We start from the raw sequence: 19,874 nt of genomic DNA, 5'->3' as shown, positions 1-19,874 counted from the left end.
TGTCTTCTTTCCGGAAGAGCGGGGGGAAAGGGGGGGGGGGAAGGAGGGGGGGGGGGGGGGAGGGGGGGGCGGGGGGGGGGGGGGGGAGGGGGGGGGGGGGGGGGGCCCCCCCCCCCCCCACCCCCACCGTCGTCTCAGCTCGCGTTCTCCCAGGGCATCCGCTGATGCGTGGCGAAGCCGGTGATGCGCCGCTGCACGACGGGGGAGGACATGAGACGGGTGAACTCCCCCACAGCGGCCTGCTCCAGCGGCTCAGGCGGCAGCCACATCCGGGAGAAGTAACGCTTGCCGTCCGCGATGACACTGTCGTCGATCTTGGTGAGCCGGGCGGCGAGGCGCCGCACCAAGGGCTCGGCGCTCTCGGCCTTCTCGACGACCTCGTCGACCAGCTGCATCCGGGCGGCCCGCTCGGCGGTGACCGGCAGCGTGCTCAAGGTCATCGTGTAAGCGGGCTGGAACCCCACCCGGCGCACCAGGAAGGGCGCCACACAGGCCGGCAGCAGACCCCAGAGGGCCTCGGGCAGCGCGAAGCTGCTGTGCTCGGTGGCGTACACGAAGTCGCTGGCCGCCGCGAGGCCGACACCGCCGCCGGTCACCCGGCCGTCCACCATCGACACGACGACCCGGCGCGTGGTGGTGAACCGCTTGAGCAGGTCGTAGAAGACCTGGCCGCCCTGCGCGGCCGGCAGGGACGAGCCGCCTCCGGTGCCGCGTGCGGCGTCGGCGAAGTCCATGCCGGAGCAGAACACCGGCCCCGCGCCCTCCAGGACCACCAGGCGCAGCGCGGGGTCGCTCTCGGCCTGGTCCAGGGCGGCGTGCAGCTCGCTCATCAGCGTGTCGTTGATGCCGTTGTTCGCCTCGGGCCGGTCGATCACCACGCGCAGCGCCTCCGGCTGCCGGCGGACCCTCAGTGTGCGGTAGTCCATGGTCAGCTCCAGCGGTAGCGGCGGTGGAAGTCGGTCACCCGGTCCAGGACCAGCAGCCCGCGCCCCGCGAACCGGTCCTCGTAGACGTCGGCGTAGGGCGCGACGTCGTAGACGTGGTCGCGCACCCCGGACATCCGGTGCAGGCTGAGGTCGCTGATGAGTTCGTACTCGGGAATGGTCAGGGGCCGGCGGGCGGCGATGGCCGCGGTGATCCCGCGTGCGGCCAGGCGCCGCTGCCCGGCCGGGGTGACCACGCCGCTGTAGAACTCCGACGCGCAGCCCGATCCGTAGGAGAACATGCCGAGGCGCTTCGGCGCGGACACGTCGACGTGGTCGACGAGCGAGCACAGCGCCAGGTAGAGCGCGGCCGAGTAGACGTTGCCGACCTGGGTGGCGTACCGCAGGCAGGGCTCCACCCTGGTGGCGTAGTCGGCCTCGATCTCGGCGGGCGACGCCGGGCCCTCGCCGCGCCGCAGCCGACGGTACGCGCCCTTGACCATGCCGGCGAACGGCGTGTGGAACACCAGATGGTCGAAGCTGGTCATCAGGTCGGCGCCGGGCACCCGCTCGCGGTAGGCGCGATAGCTGTGCACCAGGCACTCCATGTACGCCATCAAGGAGAGGTCGGAGTCACCGGCCTCGAGGTCAGGACGGGGCCGCAGGGTGTCCATGACCTCGAAGCTGTGGTAGCCGTTGGCGCCCGGGTCGAGGGCCAGGACCTGCGGGTCGTCGCCGACCAGCATCGCCACCGAACCCGCCCCCTGAGAGGGCTCCCAGTAGGTGTCCCGGGCCGCGACGCTGGAGGCGTCGGCGGCGACGACCAGGGCCTTGGCACCCGGTACCGGACTGGCCCCGATGATGGCGGCGGCGCTCTGCAACGCCGCGGTGCCGCCGTAGCAGGCGTGTTTGACCTCGAAGGAGCGGCAGCGCCTGCCGAGCCCGAGGTACTCCTGGACGTAGGTGCTGATCGGTTTGCCGAAGTCGAGCCCGGACTCGGTGCCGACGACGACGAGTTCGATGCGGTCGCGCTCCTCGGGGGACAGCGCGTCGACGAGCGGCTTGGCCGCGTTCACCGCGTTGGTGACCGGGTCCTCGCAGGGCAGGTTGACGGACTTGCGCTCCATCAACAGATTGCCCATGCGGCTGTCGTCCAGGCCGCGGGCGGTGAAAAGCTCCTGCACGCCGAGCGAGGCCCGGCCGACGTAGGCGTTGATCGCCTCGATCCCGACGGTCATCGGGCCCTCCTCGGGCGCCCGGGGGGCCGCCTGCCATGGGGGTTCATGTTCTCTTCCCTCGTCCTCGACCGTTGTGGTGGTGCGCGCGAAGGCGGCGCCCGGCCATCCTGCGGCCGGAGCGCGGCACCCGGCCGCCCAAAATCGAGCAGTTGGGCGCCGCGCTCGCGGCGGGCCGCGTCGTCACCGGCCGGGCTGTCCCGAGGCCGGTACGGGTGCGGGCACGTCCGCGCCCCGCTGGAGTTCCTCGGCGCTCTGCTCGATCCGCGCCGCGGACCAACGCAGTACGAACGGGGCCGTGATCGAGGTGGCCACGGCGATCAGGACCACGACGGTGTACGACCCGGTGGTCAGGATGCCCAGTTGCAGGCCCACCGAGGCGACGACGATCTCGACGGCCCCCCGCGCGTTGAGTCCGGCGCCGATCGCGATCCCTTCCCAGCTGGTGAGCCGGCAGAGCCGGGCGCCGAGATAACCCCCGGCGAACTTGCCGATCGAGGCGACAAGGAGCACCGCGACGCCGGTCAGCAGGACGGCCGGATCCGCGAGCGCCCGGAGGTCGACCCGCAGCCCGGCGGCCGCGAGGAACACCGGGGCGAGGACCGCGAGCGTCATGGTCCTGAGCGGGGCGATGAGCCGCTGGTCCACCGCGGCGGAGATCAGCAGGCCGGCGACGAACGCGCCGAACACGGCCTCCAGCTTCAGCGCGTGGCTGCCCGCCGCGCTGAGGAGGATGACGGCGGCGGCGACGGTGCCGGCCAGCTGCGGGTCGCCCTGCGCGTTGACTCGCGCGAACACCCACCGCACCAGGGGGCGGACGACGAACAGCGCGGCCAGCAGGAACCCCGTGAGGGACAGGAGCGAGGTGCCGACCTCGGCCGGTCCGAGGGAACCCGTGGCCATCGTCGAGATCAGGGAGAGCAGGAACCAGCCGATGGCGTCGTCGACCGCCGCCGACGCCAGGGTGAGCTGGCCGACGTCACGGTGCATCAGGCCCATGTCGGACAGGGTCTTGGCGATGACCGGAATGGCGCTGACGCTGAGGGCGACCCCCAGGAACAGGGCGAAGACCGTGCGGTCGGCGGACGCGCCGAGCAGGACCTGGGGCACCAGGAAGCCCGCGGCCACCCCGAGCGCGAGGGGGATCAACAAGCTGCTCAGACCGACGGTGACGAGCACGTCGCGGCGCCGGCGGATGAACGCCATGTCCAGGTGCGCTCCCGCGACGCCCACGAAGAGCACCACGGCGAACTGGGACGCCGCGTCGAGCAGATGGGTCTGTTCGCGGTCGGCGGGGAACAGCCCGGCCGTGAGGTCGGGCAAGGCGGTGCCGAGGACGGAGGGGCCGAGGACGATGCCGGTGGCCAGCTCGCCGACCACGGCGGGCAGGCCGAACCGGTTGGCCAGCCTCCCGAGGAGGAGGGCGAGCAGCAGCAGGACACCGAGCTGGAGGAGGAAGAGCTGCACCTGGTGCGCGTCGAGCGGGGGCGCCACGTCGGCGCCCAGCGTGGGCATCGGTCAGACCGCCGTTCCGACGCGGTTCCGTATCGTGTGCCCCTCGCCCATGTACCCCTGAAGTCGCGGCTCGTGGATGTTGAGGAAGAAGCCGCTGCCGCGCTGGACGAGGCCGGCGTCCCGGAACTTCTTGAGGAAGAAGCCGACGCGGGAGCGCGTGGTGCCGACCATCGCGGAGAGTTCCTCCTGGGTGATCTTCTCCTTTATCCGGAGCAGGTGCGCGTCCCGTTTGCCGATCTTCCGGCCGAGCTGGAGCAGGACGGCGGCCAGCCGGTACTCGCTGTCCTCGGTGACCAGATAGGCGATCAACTGCTGGCGCTCAAGGAGTCGTTCGGCCATGTGCCGCACCATCTCGGTGCGCAAGCCCGCGTCCCCCATGGCGGACAGCACCTGGTCGGCCGACACGCGGTCCAGGACGACCGGGGTCATCGCCGACACCATCTCGGTCCTGCCCGCCCCCAGCAGGCACAGCTCGCCGAAGACGTCACCCGCCGAGTAGATGTCGACGAGGCACTCCTTGCCCTCGCGGGTGGGAACCACGGCCTTCACCTGGCCCTGGCGCAGCAGGTAGATGCTGCGGTTGCGGTCGAGGCAGCCGTACACCACCTCGTGCCGGCCCACCTCGACGGTGGTCGAGGTGATCGTCCTGGTCCTGACCAGGTCCGCGAGCGCCTCTCCCAACTTTGCCGAACACAGGAAACTGGTCACCGGCGACACCCCTCGGAAGCCTCCGCGGTCGTGCACGGGCCGGTGCTGTGTCCGCCGGTTGGTCTGGTCGTCTGTGTCCTCTTCGTCCTCTTCACTGTTCCCCCCTCGGTTCCGAGCCGCGTCAGAAGGGGCAGCCTGGCGCACGGCTGCCGCTCCTGGGCGAAAGACGTGGGCACGGTTCACACCGCTGACCGCTGCCGGAGCGATGGGCGCGTCCCCCTGCGTGATATGCGTACGTGGTACGGCAATTCATCGCCGCACCACTGTTGCGCCGGGATCACGCTGGACTATGCGACCGCGGAACGATGCCCACGATTGAGCAATGGTGACGTGAGGAAATCGACACTCTTGTCACTCCCGCCCCCGACTCCGAGTATGTATTCACGCGATCTGTTCGATCAAGTTGCGGGACGGGATAACTTTTATTCGCAAGGGGAAATGTGCGGAGCAAGGCTCGACCGTTCCGCGAAGGGGGAGCCAATTAGGGCCGCGGCGGGGGAAGCCTGGGGCCCGGACGTGACAACGGCCCGCCGGGGGCGCCGGCGGGCCGTGATGACGCTGCGTCAGGCGGTCTCGCCCAGGTCGTAGTCCAGGGTGTAGTTGTGCTTGCCGTCGGTGATGACGACGTTGAAGCTGCCGCTGATGTTCTTCAGCGCGCCGGTGCCGGAGTCGGGCACGACGACGATGTTGAGGTCGCCCTCGCCGCGGGTGGAGACGGCGTTGTGCTGGAGGATGAAGGACCCCTCCTGACCGTTCACGGTGCCGGTGAAGCGCTCGATCGCGACGTAGCCCGCGGAGGTCGGCTCCGGGGTCATCGCCTTGATCAGCTCGGTGACGCTGGTCCCCTCCAGGTCGCCGGTGAAGGTCTTGGTCACGACCACCTTGGACAGTGCGACCCCCTCTTCGGCGTGGTACGGATCCTGCTCGTCCCAGACCAGCTCGAACGTGCCGGTGGCCTTGGTGGTCATGTGGTACTCCCTCAGTCGGTAAACGGTGTGCGGTGGTGGTCTGCTGCTCGGTGCTGCTCGGGTCTACGCGGGACCCTGCGTAGCGTGCATCCCCCAGTGCTGCGGGGTGAGCGCCATGTCCTGGAGCGAGCCCTGCACGAACATCCGCTCCCAGCCCCCGCCCCCCTTCTCCTCGGAGATCCACTGCTTGGTGAAGATCGTACGTGCAGCGGGGTCGACCCGGGCCCGAAGACCCATCAGGTGGTAGTAGTCGGTCACCGAGCGCAGGTGGATGAACCAGTGGATGCGGTCGGAGAGGCCGAACGCCTCCTCGTACAGGTAGATCGTGGCGATGCCGGCCAGGTTCTTGTTCCAGCCCTCGGCAAGGGCCCGGGCGAACTGGCGGCCCTCGGCGCGGAACTCGTAGTGCAGCTCGCCGGTGCGGTGCATCAGGAGCCCGCAGTTCGCGGTGGTGAGGACGTCGCCCGCGCTCTGGTCGCTCTGGTGCGCGGCGGTCGGCACCACGAAGCGCTCCACGTTCTCGCCCTCGGCCTTGACCACGCTGTCCGGTCGTTCCTCGGCGGTGCCGTACATGCCGAAGCTCTGCGGGATCAGCACGGTCTCGCGCAGGCTGCCGTCGACGAACATGCGTTCCCAGGAGCCGCCGCCCCGCTCCTCGGGGATGCGGTTGCGCAGGACGATGTCACGCCAGCCCTCGTCCTGGCTGCCCATCGCCAGTAGCCTCTCGTAGGAGGCGAAGGACTCCAGGTGGATCAGCCAGTGCAGTTGGTCCTCGGTGCCGAAGGTCTCTTCGTACAGGAAGACACTCGCCACACCGGCGTAGTGGCGGTTGATGTGATCGGCCAGTTCCCGGGCGAATTTACGGCCCTCCGAACGGAATTCGGCGCGCAGTTGGCCGACGCGCTCCACAACGACGCCAGAATTTCCGGAATGAAGGAGTTCGGAAAGCGGCACCGATGTCTGCTGGTGCGCGAGCGGGAGGCTGAACGGGGTGGTTATCTCAGTCATGAAGGTCCTGTGCTTTCGGTTCGTCGGAACTCGCGGCGGACTTCCGGTCAGGCCGAAAGTTCCGCGCGCAGCCGGTGCTTGAGCACCTTGCCGGTCGCGCCGCGCGGGAGCGTCGCGGCGAGGCGCACGGTCGAAGGGATCTGATGAGGCGTCAATCGCCCCTTGAGGGAGTCGAGTACGTCGCCCGCGTGTGCGGGCGCGTCGAGGACGAGCACGGCCGTGAGGCTCCGGCCGCCGTCGGGATCCGGCAGGCCGAGCACGGCCGCCTCCCGCACGGCCGGGTGGTCGTACAGGGCGTCCTCGACCTCGACCGAGGAGACCAGCCGGCCGTCGACCTCGACGGCGTCCACCGCGCGGTCGAACAGGTAGAGGTCGCCGTCCGGGCCGATGCGGCCGAGGTCCCGGGTGCGGATCCAACCGTCGCTCCGGAGGGACGAATTGAGGTCCTCGTCCAGATAGCGTCGTCGAGCGAGGTCCGAGCGCAGCCAGATCTCGCCGATCTCGCCGTCCGGTACGGCCGCGCCGTCCGGCCCCGCGACGCGCAGCTCGGTGCCCTGGGCCGGACGCCCCAGCGCGGTCGGGCGCTCCGGGTCGTACGAGCCGAGGATCACCGCGGGCACGGCCTCGCCCTGGGCGTAGGCGGTGTTGATGGTGATGCCCGGCATCATCGCCCGCAACGCCTTGGCGGTGGCGGCGGGCAGCGGCGCGGAGGCGATCGCCACCGTCGTCACGCTGCTGAGGTCGTACCGGTCCGCCAGTCGCCCGGCGGCCATCCGCAGGGCCGTCCAGGGGGTGAGCAGCACGGTCGCGACCCGGTGCTCGGCGATCAGCGAGCCCATCAGGTCGACCTCGTCCGGGTGGCAGAGCAGCACCGTGGACGGCGAGTTGATCGGCATCAGCGAGGCGCTCATCGCGCTCGACGGCGTACCCATGGGCATCGGCGCCAGCATCGGGGCGGAGCCGTCCATCGACCGAAGGCCTGCCGGACGCCGCCCGTGCACCAGCGTGCGGTGTGGATTGGTGTAGGCCTTCGCGGGGCCGGTGGTGCCCGAGGTGTAGAGGATGTCGGCCAGGTCGTCCGGGCCGACCCGGATTTCCACCGGCGCGGTGTCGCCGACGAGTTCACCGGCCGGCACGGTCCAGCCGTCGAGGCCGGGCGGCGGCCGCAGCGCGTCGCCGTGCACCAGGCCCGAGCTTCCGGTCTCGGTCCACCGCCGGAGCAGCTCGGCGTGCGGCAGGGCGGCACCGAGGTGCACGGCCGTCCCGCCGGCCTTGAGCACGCCGAGATAGGCGACGGCGTAGGCGATCCAGTCGCCGTCGGCGAAGTGGAGCACCACCCGGCTGCCGCGGCCGACGCCGCGGGCGAGCAGGGCGCGGGCCGCCGCGTTCGAGCCGGCCTCCCACTCCCCGAAGGTGAGCGTCGCGCCGCCCGCCACGTTGAGGGCGGTCTGCTCGGGCGTCAGGCCGGCCCGTCGGCGCAGCAGCTCGTGGACGGTGTCGGCCCGCTCGGCATCGGCACCGCGTGATCCAGTCGATACGGAGGGCATGGCGCCGAGGCTAGGACCGCGTTCGCCAGGACAGCAGCTCAACACTGAGCACTTCCGCCGGCCTCGCCCGGACGGCGGTCCGAGCCGCCCGCGGGTGCCCAACAGTGAGCAGACCCGGCACCGGCACCGGACGGAGCATGTGGGCCCGCTCCCGGAAGAATGGAACAACGATGGCAGACCAGTTGCAGCCGATGGTGACCGACTGGACCCGCGCGCTCGCGGTGGTGGCGCACCCCGACGACCTGGAGTTCGGCGCGGCCGGCGCGATCGCGGCCTGGACCGCGGCCGGCAAGAGCGTCTCCTACCTGCTGCTCACCCGCGGCGAGGCGGGCATCGACGGCATGGCCCCCGAGGAGGCCGCGGTGGTGCGCGAGGCCGAGCAGCGGGCCAGCGCCAAGATCGTCGGCGTCACGGACGTGGAGTTCCTCGACCACCGCGACGGCGTCCTGGAGTACGGCCTCGACCTGCGCCGGGACATCGCGCACGCGATCCGCAGGCACCGGCCCGAGCTGATCGTGGGTTTCAACCACCACGACACCTTCCCCGGCGGCAAGCGGAACTCCCCGGACCACCGGCACGCCGGCCTGGCGCTGCTCGACGCGATCGGCGACGCGGGCAACCGCTGGATCTTCCCCGAGCCCGGCCTCGAACCGTGGGGCGACGTGAAGTACATCGCCTTCGCGCAGTCGCCGCAGCCGACCCACGCCGTGGACATCACCGAGACCCTGGACCTGGCGATCTCCTCGATCGAGGCCCACGCCGCCTACCTGGAGGGGATCGGCATCAAGGACATCCGCGGGCCGTTCACGTCCATCGCGAACGGCATGGGCGAGCGCTTCGGGAACGTACCGGCGATCACGCTGGAACTCATCACCCGCTGACCCCCCGGCGCGCTCACGGCTGTGCCCTCCTCCCCGGCCCGGGCGAGGAGGGCACAGCCGTGCGGGGATCAGGCCGGGGTCAGCAGGGCCAGCAGCTCGGGGGTGTACAGCTCGGAGACCGGACGGAGCCCGGCCACCGTGTTGAAGTAGCGGCGGACGTGGTCGGGGCTGGACGCCACGGCCTTGAGCAGCATCCGGCGCTTGTCGCGCGCCGACGCCTCGGCGACCAGCAGGGTCGCCTGGTAGTTCTCCATGAACATCGCGTCCCTCGCCTCGGCGAACCGCGCGAGGGCCAGGTCCAGTTCGCCGCCGGGGCCACCGACCGCGTCGCCCACCTCGTCGACCAGGAGCTGCGCCTGGGCGAACGCGTCGGATATCCCCCGGGCCGTCAGCGAGTCCTTGTGGTGGCCGGCGTCACCGATCAGCGCCCAGCCAGGACCCCACGCCTGACGGAAGAAGTTCTGCTGGTCGCCGGTGCCGTAGAGGCGCTCCACCTGCTCCGCTCCCTCCAACTGGGCGTACAGGGCCGGCGCGTTGTCCCGCACGTTCTCCAGGTACGCCTCCTGCGCCCGGGTCTTCACCTCGGCGAACCGGTGCTGCGGGTAGTAGGCCGAGATCAGCACGGCGTCGTTGGTGGGCACCGCCGACACCCAGCCGGTCGGGCCCTCGTACAGCTCGAAGTGCGTCGTCGGGCCCTGCCAGAGCGTGTAGTAGGCACAGGTGAGGCGGGGGTGCTCGACCGTCTTGGGCGCGCCCACCAGCTCGGCCACGGTGGACCGCATGCCGTCCGCGCCGACGACGAGCCGGGCCCGCTCCACGACCTCCCCTCCGCCGCCCGTGGCCAGCCTGACGCCGGTGACCCGCCCGTCCTCCTCGACCAGGCCGGTCACCGCGCAGTCGTCCCGGAACTCCGCGCCCGCGGCGACCGCGGCCTGGACCAGCAGCGGGTCCAGGATGCTGCGGCGCGGCGCGTAGGCCGCCGTGACACCGTCCACGGGCTCCGCGCACCCCTCGACCCGGACGTCGTCACCCAGCTCGTAGACCACGTGGTCCAGCGGCGGGCAGCCCGTCGCCCGGACGGCGTCCAGGAGCCCCCAGCGCTGGAGCTGGAGCACCCCGGTCTGCTGGATGTAGAGCGTGGACAGCTTGTCGGCGGGGAACTTCGACCGGTCGACCAGGAGGACCCGGTACCCGGCACGGGCGAACTGCATGGCGGCCGGCGCCCCGGCGCAGCGCGCCCCTACAACAATCACGTCATACATGCCGTAACCCAACGATCGCTCAACTGTGGAGCCGTCACGCTAGGAGGATTCCGTCGCACGTTCTGCTCATGAGTGAGCGGCCGGGAGGGAAGGGCGGCGGCAAGCTGGACCGTCGACTTCTCCTCTCTGATCCCACCCGAAGGGGTGCACCACATGGCAGTGAAGCAATCGGCCCGGGCGGCGGCCGCCCGGGCCGGCCGGCGGCGTACGGGGCCGGCGCTCGCGGTGATCGCGATATCGCAGCTGATGGTGGTCATGGACGCCACCATCGTCGACGTGGCGTTGCCGAGCATGCAGAGCGATCTCGGGTTCTCCACCGGAGCGCTCTCCTGGGTGGTCAACGCCTACGTGCTGACCTTCGGCGGCTTCCTGCTGCTCGGCGGCCGGGTGGGCGATCTGCTGGGCCGCCGGCGCGTCTTCCTCGCCGGGGTCGGTCTCTTCACCCTCGCGTCCCTGCTCGGCGCCCTCGCGACGTCGACCGGGATGCTGATCGCGGGCCGGGCCTTGCAGGGCGTCGGCGCGGCGGTCATCGCGCCCACCGTGCTCGCCCTCATCACCACCAACTTCCGCCAGGGCAGCCAGCGCAACCGGGCGTTCGGCGTGTTCAGCGGGATGTCATCGGCCGGAGCCATCGTCGGCCTGCTGGCCGGAGGCGTGCTCACCCAGTGGTTCTCCTGGCGCTGGGTGCTGGCCGTCAACGTGCCGATCGGCGTGGTGCTCGCGGTGCTCGCCCTGGTGTCCGTCAAGGAGACCCCGCGCCGCACCGGCCGGTTCGACGTGGCCGGCGCGATCCTCTCCTCGCTGGGCATGGCGGCCCTGGTCGGCGGCCTCGGCTTCGGGCAGCAGCACGGCTGGGCCGCACCCGTCACGCTGACCAGCTTCGCCGCAGCGGTGGTCCTGCTCGGCGCCTTCGTCCGGGTCGAGTCGCGGGTGGAGCAGCCCATCGTGCCGCTGCACATGTTCAAGGACCGCAACCGCCGCAGCGTCTACTTCGTCGCCTTCGCGCTCACCGGGGCGTTCCTGGCGATGTTCTTCTTCCTCACGCTGTACTTGCAGACCGTCCTGGACTACAGCCCGCTGCGGGCCGGTCTGGCGTTCCTGCCGGTCATGGTCTGCATCCTGGTCACCGCCCGCTACACCGCGCAGGTCCTGGTGGGCCGGATCGGTCAGAAGAAGCCGCTGGTCATCGGCATCGCCCTGAACGCGGTGGCGCTCCTTTGGCTGATCGCGCTGTCCACCGGGAGCGGTTACCTCGGCGGGGTGCTCGGCCCGCTCCTGCTCTTCGGCGTCGGCAACGGGCTGATGTTCGTGCCCATGACGATGATCGCCGTGTCCGGGGTCGAGGACCACGAGGCGGGTTCGGCCTCCAGCCTCTTCGACGCCATGACCCAGGTGGGCGGCTCCACCGGACTCGCCGTCCTGGTCGCCGTGTTCGGAGCGGCGGGCGGGCACGACGACGGGGGCTCACCGGACGCGCTGGTCGAGGGCGTCCGGTACGGCTTCGGCGGCGGCGCCGTGCTGGCGCTCGCCGCGCTGGTCGTCGCCGCCGTACTGGTCCGGCCGGTCCGGCCGAAGAAGCGGTTCGCCCCCGAGATCCTCGGCATCCTCGCGCGAAAGCAGCCCGACCGGGTGCCCATCCTGATCGACGGCGGCAGTTTCCTCAGCTACGCGGAGTGGGACCGGCGTTCCAACGCCGTGGCCCACGGCCTGATCGCGCGCGGCGTCCGCAAGGGCGACCGCGTCGCGCTGTTCTACGAGGGCACGGACTGGTCCGGATACGCCGTCGCCTACTTCGGCGTGCTCAAGGCCGGGGCCGCGGCCACCCACCTCAACGGCACCCTGGACGAGGCCGAACTCGCGCGCCGCCTCGGTCACGCGGAGGCGGTCGGCATGATCTACAGCGAGGAGCTGCCGGCCGCGCCGGCCGTGCCCGCGGGCGCCCGCCCCGACTGGCTGGCCACCGTCACCGAGCTGGACAGCGGCGACCACTCACCCGTCGACGTCACCCTCACCGCCGACGACGTCGCCGACATCCTCTACACCTCGGGCACCACGGGCCCGGCCAAGCCGCTCACCAACCCGCACGGCAACCTCAGCTTCGGCCGCGGCCCGGGCTCGGTGCTCCAGGAGACGTTCACCAGCGCGGCGCCGATCCTCACGCCGATGCCGCTCGGCACCGTCTTCAGCGCCGGCACCGTCGGCATCTTCGCGCTCACCACGACCGCGCCGATCCTGGTCTGCCCCGCGGACGACGTCGAGCTGATGGGCGAACTGGTCGAGCGCTACCAGGCCGGTTCGGTCATGCTCACCCCGTGGAACGCCATGCGCCTGGTGGACCTCGGCGTCGCCGACCGGCACGACTTCGACAGCGTGATCACCATCGGCATCGCCTCCGCCCAGCTCCCGCCGCGCTACGCCCGGGCACTCCTCGACCTCATGCCCGACGCGGAGATCATGACGGCGTACGGCGGCGGTTCCGAGGCCGTGCCGGCCAGCATCGGCACCGACTACGACCCGTCCCGTCCGACCCGGGTCGGCAAGCCCCGGCCGGGCACCCAGCTCCGGCTGCTCGACGAGGACGGCAAGCCCGTCAAGGCCGGGCAGGTCGGCGAGGTCTGGCTGCACACGAGGGCGCCCAAGCGCATGCACCTCGACCCGGAGCTGAACGAGCGCACCCACGTCGACGGGTGGACCCGCACCGGGGACTACGCCTACCTGGGGCGCCGCAAAGAGGTCTACTTCTTCGACCGCGGCAACGACGCCATCCGGGTCTCGGGGCAGCTGGTCTCCTCGATCGAGGTCGAGAACGCGCTCTTCGCGCACCCGGCCGTCCGTGAGGCCGCGGCGATCGCGGTGCCGGATCCGGACACCGGCCACACGGTGGTCGCGGTGGTCAGCACCAGCGACCCCGGGGCCGGCGCCGAGCAGCTGCGCGCCTTCGCGGCCGAGCGGCTCTCCCCGCACCAGGTGCCGACGGCGGTCCACCTGGTCGACCGGCTCCCGCGTGGCCCGATGGGCAAGGTGCTCAAGCGCGAACTGCGGGAGCGGTACGCGGCGCCCCAGGCCGAGGTCCTCGGCTGACGGCGGGCTCCGGCGGGAGTGACGGCGTATCCGGTGTGCCGGATACGCCGTCCGGCATGCCGGACGGCGGGCGGGTACGGTACAGGGGCTGTGCCACAGAGCGAGAAGGGGGAGGGCCTTGGGCGGGAGTCGGCTGATCGAGGTGAGCCGGGAGCAGGTGCTGGCGTATCGGATCGCGGCCCACGGGTTCGACCGTTCGTCCCCCGACCCGGACGTGCTCGTCCTCGGCGCGCAGGACACGCCCAGCGGCTCCGCGCGGCTCGCGCTCGCGGCCCGGGGCGCCCGCGAGGACGGCCTGGAGACCGTGTGGTCCTTCCGCGGCGCGCCGCACCTGCACCGGCGGGCCGAACTGCCCTCACTCGCCGCCGCGCTGTGGCCGCTCGACGACGCGGACGCGACCGGGCGGATCAGCACGGCCGTGATCAAGGAGGGGGCGAGGCTCGGCCTCGAGGCCTTCCGGGCCACCGCCGAGGCCTTCCGCTCCTCCGTGACCGGCCCGACGGGCAAGGGCGAGGCCAGCACCGCGGTCAGCGCGGCGGTACCCGCTCCGCTGACGTACTGGTGCGCCCCGTGCGGGGCGCAGCACATCTCCGGGCTGCTCTTCCAGCAGGCGGGCCTGGCGGGCGGCGTGCGGGTCGGCGGGGAGCGGGGCCGGACCGTGCTGTCGCCGCTGGACCCGGGGTTCCCCCTGCCGTCAGCGGCGTCGGGCACCGACCGGCTGATCCGCGCCTATCTGCGCTTCCACGGCCCGGCCGCGCCTGCCGAGGCCGCCAAGTTCCTCGGCACCAAGGCCACCGTCGTCAAGAAGGTGTGGCCGGACGACCTCGCGGAGGTCCGGGTCGAGGGCGCCAAGGCCTGGCTGCCGGCCGAGCGGGTCGACGAGCTGCTGTCCGCGGAGCCCGCGCGGGCCCTGCGGCTCCTGCCCCCGGGTGATCCGTTCCTCCAGGGCAGGGACCGCGGGCTGCTCGTGCCCGACAAGGCGCGGGAGAAGGAGGTCTGGCGGGCGATCGGCGGCCCCGGCGCGGTGCTGGCCGGCACGGAGATCGTGGGCGTCTGGCGGGCCAAGGCGGCAGGCCGCCGGCTCGACCTGACCGTCACGCCGTTCCAGCCGCTGCCCGCGGGGGCCGACAAGGCGCTGGAGGCCGAGGCCACGACGGTGGCCTCGGCCCGTGGCGCCGCGGACGTCGCGCTGCGGATCACCGGCTGACGGTCACCGCCCGGCGGCCAGCTCGCGTACCCGCACGGCCAGTTCGCGCAGGCGGCGATGGGTGAACAGCTCCGTCACCGGCAGCAGCGGGTCGATCCGCTGGGCCACCCGCATCGCTGTCAGGGAGTCGCCGCCGACCTGGAAGAAGTCGCTGTCGCGGCCGACCTGTTCGACGCCGAGGACCTCCGTCCAGGCGTCCGCGACCCGCTGTTCCCACGCGTCCGCGGGCCGGCCCCCGTCGGCGTGGCCGGGCAGGGCGGGGGCGGGCAGCGCGCGGCGGTCCACCTTGCCGTTCGGCGTCAGCGGGAGGCAGTCGAGGAGGACGACCACGGCCGGCGTCATCGCGGGCGGCAGCAGAGCGGCGGCGTGCCGGCGCAGCTCCTCCGTGGTGACCGCCCGGCCGGGGCGGGGCACGGCGTGGGCGACCAGCCTCCCGTCGTGCGCCGCGACCACGCACGCCTTGACCGCGGGGTGCTTCATGACCGCGGCCTCCACCTCGCCGGTCTCGATCCGGACGCCACGGATCTTGACCTGGAAGTCGATGCGGCCGAGCAGTTCGAGGACGCCGTCGGCGCCGTACCGCGCGAGGTCCCCGGTGCGGTACAGGCGTTCGCCGCGGACCGGGCCGTACGACCACTCGGAGAACCGGGCCGCGGTGAGTTCCGCGGCACCCAGGTAGCCGCGGGCGAGCCCGTCGCCCGCGAGGTACAGCTCGCCCGCGACACCGACCGGGACCGGCCGGCCCGCCGCGTCGAGCACGTAGGTGCGCTGGTTGGCCATCGGGCGGCCGTACGGGATGCTCGTCCAGGCCGGGTCGACACGGCCGACCTCGTACACGGTCGAGTGGATCGACGCCTCGGTGGCGCCGCCGAGGACGACGAAGCGCAGCCGGGGCGCGTGCGCCCGGACCCGGTCCGGGAGGGTGAGCGGCACCCAGTCGCCGCCGTTGAAGGAGACCCGCAGCGACGACAGGTCCGTCTCGGCCCGCTCGGCGTGGGTCGCGAGCAGCTCGAGCAACGGCGGGGCCGAGTTCCACACGGTGACCCGGTGCCGGCGCACGAGGTCGGCCCAGTGCGCCGGGTCCTTCTCCCGGCCGCGCTCGGGAACGACCACGGTGCCCCCGGACACGGTGAGCCCGAGGAATTCGTAGACCGACATGTCGAAGCTGAGCGACGACAGCGCGAGCACCGCGTCGCCGGGGCCGAGACCGTACCGGGTGTCCAGGTCGAGCAGGTTGTTGAGCACCCCGCCGTGGCGCAGCGCGATGCCCTTGGGCCGACCGGTGGAGCCGGAGGTGAAGATGACGTAGCACAGGTCGTCGGGGCCCACCTGCTCCTCGGGCGCGGTGGCCTCGTGCCGGGCGACGGCGGCGGCGTCCGTGTCCAGTTCGAGGACGGTCACCGGCGCCCCGGCGAACCGGTCGGCCAGGTCGTGGTGGCTGACCACGAGCGGGCACGCGGCGTCGGCGAGCATGGTCTGCAACCGGGCCTGCGGGTAGGCCGGGTCGAGCGGCACGTACGCCCCGCCCGCCTTCATGACGGCCAGGGTGGCGGTCAGGAAGTCGGCGGAGCGGTGCAGGGCGAGGCCGACCAGGGTGCCCCGCCGCACGCCCAGGGTCCGCAGGTGGCGGGCAAGGCGGTTGGCGGCGGCGTCGATCTCCGCGTAGCCGAGGCGGCGTTCCCCCTCGACGAGGGCCACGGCGTGCGGCCGTTCGGCGGCCTGCCGGGCGAACGCGCCGTGGAGGGTGCCGTCGTGCCGCGGCAGGTCCTGCCGGGTGTCGTTCCACTCCACGAGCATGAGGTGCAGCTCGGCCTCGGTGAGCAGTGGCAGCCGCGACAGCGTGAGGCGGGGGTCGGCCAGTGCCCCCTGGAGCAGGGTGCGGTAGTGGCCCAGAAGGCGGTGCGCGCCCTCGTCGGTGAACCGCCCGGTGTCGAAACCGGCGTCGAGCGCGGGTTCGTCCTGGTCCACCGCGACGCCCAGGGTCAGCTCGCCACCGGCCTCGGGAGCGCTGTCGTGGGCCGGTCGGAGCGCGAGAGCGACCGGGGCCCGCGCCGCGTGGTCCGGTCCGCCCGGCCCGTCCGCCGGCTCGTCCGCCGGCTCGTCGAGGTGAGCGGCGGCCCGCCGGACGAGGTCCTCGAAGGCAGGATCACCGGCGGTGTCGAAAGCCATGATCCGGGAGGAGTCGGGCGTCAGGACGGCGAACGCCACCGTGGGCTGCCCGCTGTAGCGGGACGTCAGTGCGGTGAACGCAGCGAGCAGCACCGCCTCGGCCCCGGTGCCCAGACGGTCCGCCAGGGCACGGACCGCCCGGCCGGTCCCGGCGGGACCGGCCGCTGCGGTGACGCGGCCGCGTCCGGCCGTGGGTATCGGTGCGAGGCCCGCCCGGCAGGCGGGCAGCCGGACGAGGGCTTCGGGGGGCGAGGGACGGTTGCTCACTGCGGGGCCTCCGGGCCGGTGGGCGGGGACGAGAGCGGATAGCCGGGCAACGGGAAGGCCGCGCAGAGTTCCTGGACCTCGGCGCGCACCGCGCGCCGCAGGCGCGGGTCGAGCGTGTGCGTGGTGTCGTCCACACTGACCAAGCCGGTCAGGACGCGGTCGATCAGCTCCACGCAGCGGGTCATCTCGGCCGGGCCCATGCCCCGTTGGGCGAGCGAGTTGGTGCCGAGCCGCAGACCACTGGTCACCATCGCCGACCGGGTGTCGTGGGGGATGCGGTTCCGGTTGGCGAGGATGCCGCACTCCTCCAGGGCACGCTCGGCCACCAGGCCGCTGATGCCGGTCGGGCGGAGGTCGACCACCACCATGTGATTGTCGGTGCCGCCGGTGAGCAGCCGGTGTCCGAGGGCACCGAGGCCTTCGGCGAGGGCGCGGGCGTCCTCCACCGTCCGGCGGGCGGTGACCCGGGCGTCCGCGCCGCCGAGCAGCCCGAACGCCCTTGCCTTCGCGGCGATGGCCGCCGGGTCGGGGGTGCCCTGGCTGCGCGGGAACACCCCGCGTGAGATCAGGTCGGCGAGGGGGGTCCGGCCGTCGGGGCCGGGTGTGTGGCGCTCCGCCCCGATCAGGATCAGGCCGCCCCGGGGGCCGCCGAGCTGCTTGTAGGTGCTGGTGGTGGTGACGTGGGCCAGGTCGATGGGGCTGGGGTGCTCCGCTGCCGCGACAAGGCCCGCGATGTGCGAGATGTCGGCGAGCAGATAGGCGCCCACGTCGTCGGCGATCTCCCGGAACCGGGCGAAGTCGATGTGCCGCGGGTAGGCGCTGGCGCCCGCCACGATGACGCGCGGCCGGTGCTTCCAGGCCAGCTGCTGGGCCTGGTCGTAGTCGATCCAGCCGTCCTCGTCGACGCCGTAGCTGACGGCCCGGTAGTGGTGGCCGGTGACGGACGCGGACGAGCCGTGCGTCAGATGGCCGCCGGCGTCCAGGCCCAGGCCGAGCAGCACGCCGCCGGGCGGCAACAGGCTGGCCAGGACCGCGAGGTTCGCGCTGGAGCACGAGTGCGGCTGGACGTTGGCGTACTGGGCGCCGAACACGGCCTGGGCCCGGATCTCGGCGAGGCGTTCGACGTTGTCGAAGTGGCGGGCGCCGGGGTGGTAGCGGGCTCCCGGGTAGCCCTCGGCCGTGACGTTGGAGAGCACCGCGCCGGCGGCCGCGAGCACCGAGGGAGCGGCGATGCTGGACGAGGCCACCATGGCCAGCGTCCAGTTCTGCTCCGTCAGCTCGCTGTCGAGGAGGTCTGCCAGGACCGGGTCCTGGTCCTCCAGTGCGGTGAGGCCCTTCAGGAGCAGGGCCGTGTGGGGCGTGACGGCGGCGCGACCGTCGGTGTTGCCGGAGTTCAGCACGCGGGTCACCCGGTCCGCTTGGTCAGCCGCTCGCGGACCACGTGCTTGAGTACCTTGCCGTTCGCGCTGCGCGGCATGACGTCGACGAGTTCCCACAGGGCCGGGACCTGTTCCGGGGGCAGGTGGCCGGCGAGGAAGCCGGGCAGCTCCGTCAGCGCGTCGGGGTCGGCGAGCGAGACGGCGGCGGCGATGCTCTGGTCGTCCCCGTCCGCGGGCACGCCGAAGACGGCGGCGGCTCGCACGGCCGGGTGCTCGTACAGCGCGGCCTCCACCTCGATGGTGGAGACGAGACCTGCGGCCGTGCGGATGGCGACGTTGCGCCGGTCGAAGAAGTACAGCAGGCCGTCCTCGTCGACCCGGCCGAGGTCGCCGGTGCGGGTCCACCGGTCGACGTGGACCTTCTCGTTGAGTTCGGGGTTGTCGAAGTAGTACCGCTTGGGCGCGGGGCTGCGCAGCCAGATCTCGCCGAGCGTGCCGGCCGGGACCTCCTCGCCGTCGTCGTCCGCGATGCGCAGCTCGGAGCCGCGCATCGGCCGGCCGGTCGCCAGGGGCTTCTCCGGGTCGAAGGTGTGGCCGATGGAGGCGGGCACGGCCTCGGAGGCCGCGTAGGACATGTTCAGCCGGGCGCCGGGCATGGCGGCGAGCAGCTTGCGGGCGATGGCCGGGGGCAGGGCGGTGGAGGCGTTGGCGATCGTCTCGACCGAGCTGAGGTCGTAGCGCTCGGTGGCGCCGCTGTGCACGAGCTGCATGCCGAGCCACGGCGTGATCATGATCGAGCCGATCCGGTACTTCTCGATCAGCTGGGCCATGCGCTCGGGGGCGTCGATCGGGCAGATCACCAGCGTCGACGGGGTGTGGATGGAGAAGTTGACGGTCGTGGCGCTCGCGGTGGTGCCCAGCGGCATCGGCGTGAGCAGCGGCTCCGGGTCGCCGAACAGGTGGAAGCCCTCGGGCCCGCGGCCGTAGGTCAGGTTGCCGTGCGGGGAGGCCGAGCCCTTGGCCGGCCCGGTGGTGCCGGAGGTGAACAGGATGTCGGCGGTGTCGGTGACCTCGACCGGTACCTTCGGGTCCGTGTCGTCGGCGCTCGCGATGCCGGCGGCCGTCGCGGTCAGGGCGGTGAGCGCGGCCGGCGGGACGACGTCCTCGCCGTGCAGCAGCGCGGCCGCGCCGGTCCACTCCAGGCGCCGCGTGATCTCCTCGGCGCCGACGGCCTGGTTCATATGGGTGGCGGTCGCCCCGGCCTTCAGCACCCCGAGGTAGGCGACCGCGTAGTCGATCCAGTCCAGGCCGTCGAAGCACAGGCCGACGACCGCACCGCGGCCGATGCCCGCGTCGAGCAGCCCGCGGGCCACCGCGTTGGAGCGGCGGTCCCACTCCCCGTAGGTGAGGACCGGGCCGTCGTCGACGTTCAACGCGATCCGGTCCGGCTGGAGTTCGGCCCGTCGACGCAACAGATCGTGGACGGTGAAACCGGTGGTGATCTCCGGCGTGTAGGCACGCTCGGCCATCTGGACTCCTTCTTCGCGCCGACGACGCTCGGTCACCGGCGGAGTGAGTTGTGAGGTCGTACGGACGGACGTCCCGCACAGCCTGACCGTACGAACGGCAGGCCCCTGGTGATGCCCAGGATTGAGCGATCAGCCCCCCGCACCACCCCCTGACTTCGACGCCGAACGCTCACTACCGAGCAGACCGGGCGCGGG

Annotated in this window: 14 protein-coding genes; 3 read left to right on the top strand and 11 right to left on the bottom strand. The window is 72.3% G+C overall.

Translation table 11 applies throughout. The features are described from left to right. Positions 1–134: 134 nt before the first annotated feature. From AC07GB_RS36005 to AC07GB_RS35975, 7 genes are all read right to left on the bottom strand, one after another. A complete protein-coding gene (locus AC07GB_RS36005) occupies positions 135–926 on the bottom strand; it encodes an enoyl-CoA hydratase-related protein (protein ID WP_478853083.1) in 792 nt (263 codons plus the stop codon). Between the two features lie 2 nt (positions 927–928). Then, a complete protein-coding gene (locus AC07GB_RS36000) occupies positions 929–2,161 on the bottom strand; it encodes a hydroxymethylglutaryl-CoA synthase family protein (protein ID WP_478853081.1) in 1,233 nt (410 codons plus the stop codon). A 180-nt stretch (positions 2,162–2,341) separates the two neighbouring features. Then, the gene (locus tag AC07GB_RS35995) at positions 2,342–3,673 is read right to left on the bottom strand and encodes a cation:proton antiporter (protein WP_478853079.1); all 1,332 of its coding nucleotides are present in this window, start codon (positions 3,671–3,673) and stop codon (positions 2,342–2,344) included. 3 nt (positions 3,674–3,676) lie between these two features. Further along, positions 3,677–4,381, bottom strand: coding sequence for a Crp/Fnr family transcriptional regulator (locus AC07GB_RS35990; protein ID WP_478853077.1), 705 nt, complete (start codon positions 4,379–4,381; stop codon positions 3,677–3,679). Positions 4,382–4,944: 563 nt separating this feature from the next. Continuing rightward, positions 4,945–5,349: a DUF3224 domain-containing protein gene (locus AC07GB_RS35985; RefSeq protein WP_478853075.1), complete on the bottom strand. Its 405-nt coding sequence runs from the start codon at positions 5,347–5,349 to the stop codon at positions 4,945–4,947. A 63-nt stretch (positions 5,350–5,412) separates the two neighbouring features. Further along, entirely contained in the window at positions 5,413–6,357 is a 945-nt protein-coding gene (locus tag AC07GB_RS35980) for a DUF6039 family protein (RefSeq protein WP_478853073.1), read from the bottom strand. A gap of 47 nt (positions 6,358–6,404) precedes the next feature. Further along, complete coding sequence (locus AC07GB_RS35975; protein WP_478853071.1) at positions 6,405–7,904, bottom strand: class I adenylate-forming enzyme family protein; 1,500 nt, start codon at positions 7,902–7,904, stop codon at positions 6,405–6,407. A 170-nt stretch (positions 7,905–8,074) separates the two neighbouring features. Between AC07GB_RS35975 and AC07GB_RS35970 the strand changes: the two genes are divergently transcribed. Then, positions 8,075–8,785, top strand: a complete 711-nt coding sequence (locus AC07GB_RS35970; RefSeq protein ID WP_478853069.1) for a PIG-L deacetylase family protein — start codon at positions 8,075–8,077, stop codon at positions 8,783–8,785. Between the two features lie 68 nt (positions 8,786–8,853). Here the strand turns inward: AC07GB_RS35970 and AC07GB_RS35965 are convergent, their stop codons facing one another. Then, positions 8,854–10,047 carry an NAD(P)/FAD-dependent oxidoreductase gene (locus AC07GB_RS35965; protein WP_478853067.1) on the bottom strand — a complete coding sequence of 398 codons (1,194 nt, stop codon included), beginning with the start codon at positions 10,045–10,047 and terminating at the stop codon, positions 8,854–8,856. 153 nt (positions 10,048–10,200) lie between these two features. Here AC07GB_RS35965 and AC07GB_RS35960 point away from each other — a divergent pair, with 153 nt between their 5' ends. Together AC07GB_RS35960 and AC07GB_RS35955 are read left to right on the top strand one after the other, a co-directional pair. Continuing rightward, positions 10,201–13,128 (top strand): MFS transporter, encoded by a 2,928-nt coding sequence (locus AC07GB_RS35960; RefSeq protein WP_478853065.1) that lies wholly within the window; start codon positions 10,201–10,203, stop codon positions 13,126–13,128. Positions 13,129–13,246: 118 nt separating this feature from the next. Beyond that, positions 13,247–14,335, top strand: a complete 1,089-nt coding sequence (locus tag AC07GB_RS35955) for a DNA glycosylase AlkZ-like family protein (protein WP_478853063.1) — start codon at positions 13,247–13,249, stop codon at positions 14,333–14,335. Positions 14,336–14,338: 3 nt separating this feature from the next. On the opposite strand, the gene AC07GB_RS35950 is transcribed toward AC07GB_RS35955, so the two are convergent. Genes AC07GB_RS35950 through AC07GB_RS35940 form a run of 3 tightly spaced genes read right to left on the bottom strand, consistent with a single transcriptional unit; the run spans position 14,339 to position 19,679 of the window. Then, positions 14,339–16,771 carry a non-ribosomal peptide synthetase gene (locus AC07GB_RS35950; RefSeq protein ID WP_478853061.1) on the bottom strand — a complete coding sequence of 811 codons (2,433 nt, stop codon included), beginning with the start codon at positions 16,769–16,771 and terminating at the stop codon, positions 14,339–14,341. Then, on the bottom strand, positions 16,768–18,180 hold the full coding sequence (locus AC07GB_RS35945; RefSeq protein ID WP_478853059.1) for a serine hydroxymethyltransferase: 1,413 nt from the start codon (positions 18,178–18,180) through the stop codon (positions 16,768–16,770). The genes AC07GB_RS35950 and AC07GB_RS35945 overlap by 4 nt, the downstream gene beginning before the upstream one ends. Then, complete coding sequence (locus AC07GB_RS35940) at positions 18,177–19,679, bottom strand: class I adenylate-forming enzyme family protein (RefSeq protein WP_478853057.1); 1,503 nt, start codon at positions 19,677–19,679, stop codon at positions 18,177–18,179. The genes AC07GB_RS35945 and AC07GB_RS35940 overlap by 4 nt, the downstream gene beginning before the upstream one ends. Positions 19,680–19,874: the final 195 nt, after the last annotated feature.

Source organism: Streptomyces sp. NPDC045778 (assembly GCF_056431945.1).
The sequence above is the reverse complement of the archived record's forward strand: the minus strand, read 5'-3'. Positions and strand labels throughout refer to the sequence as shown.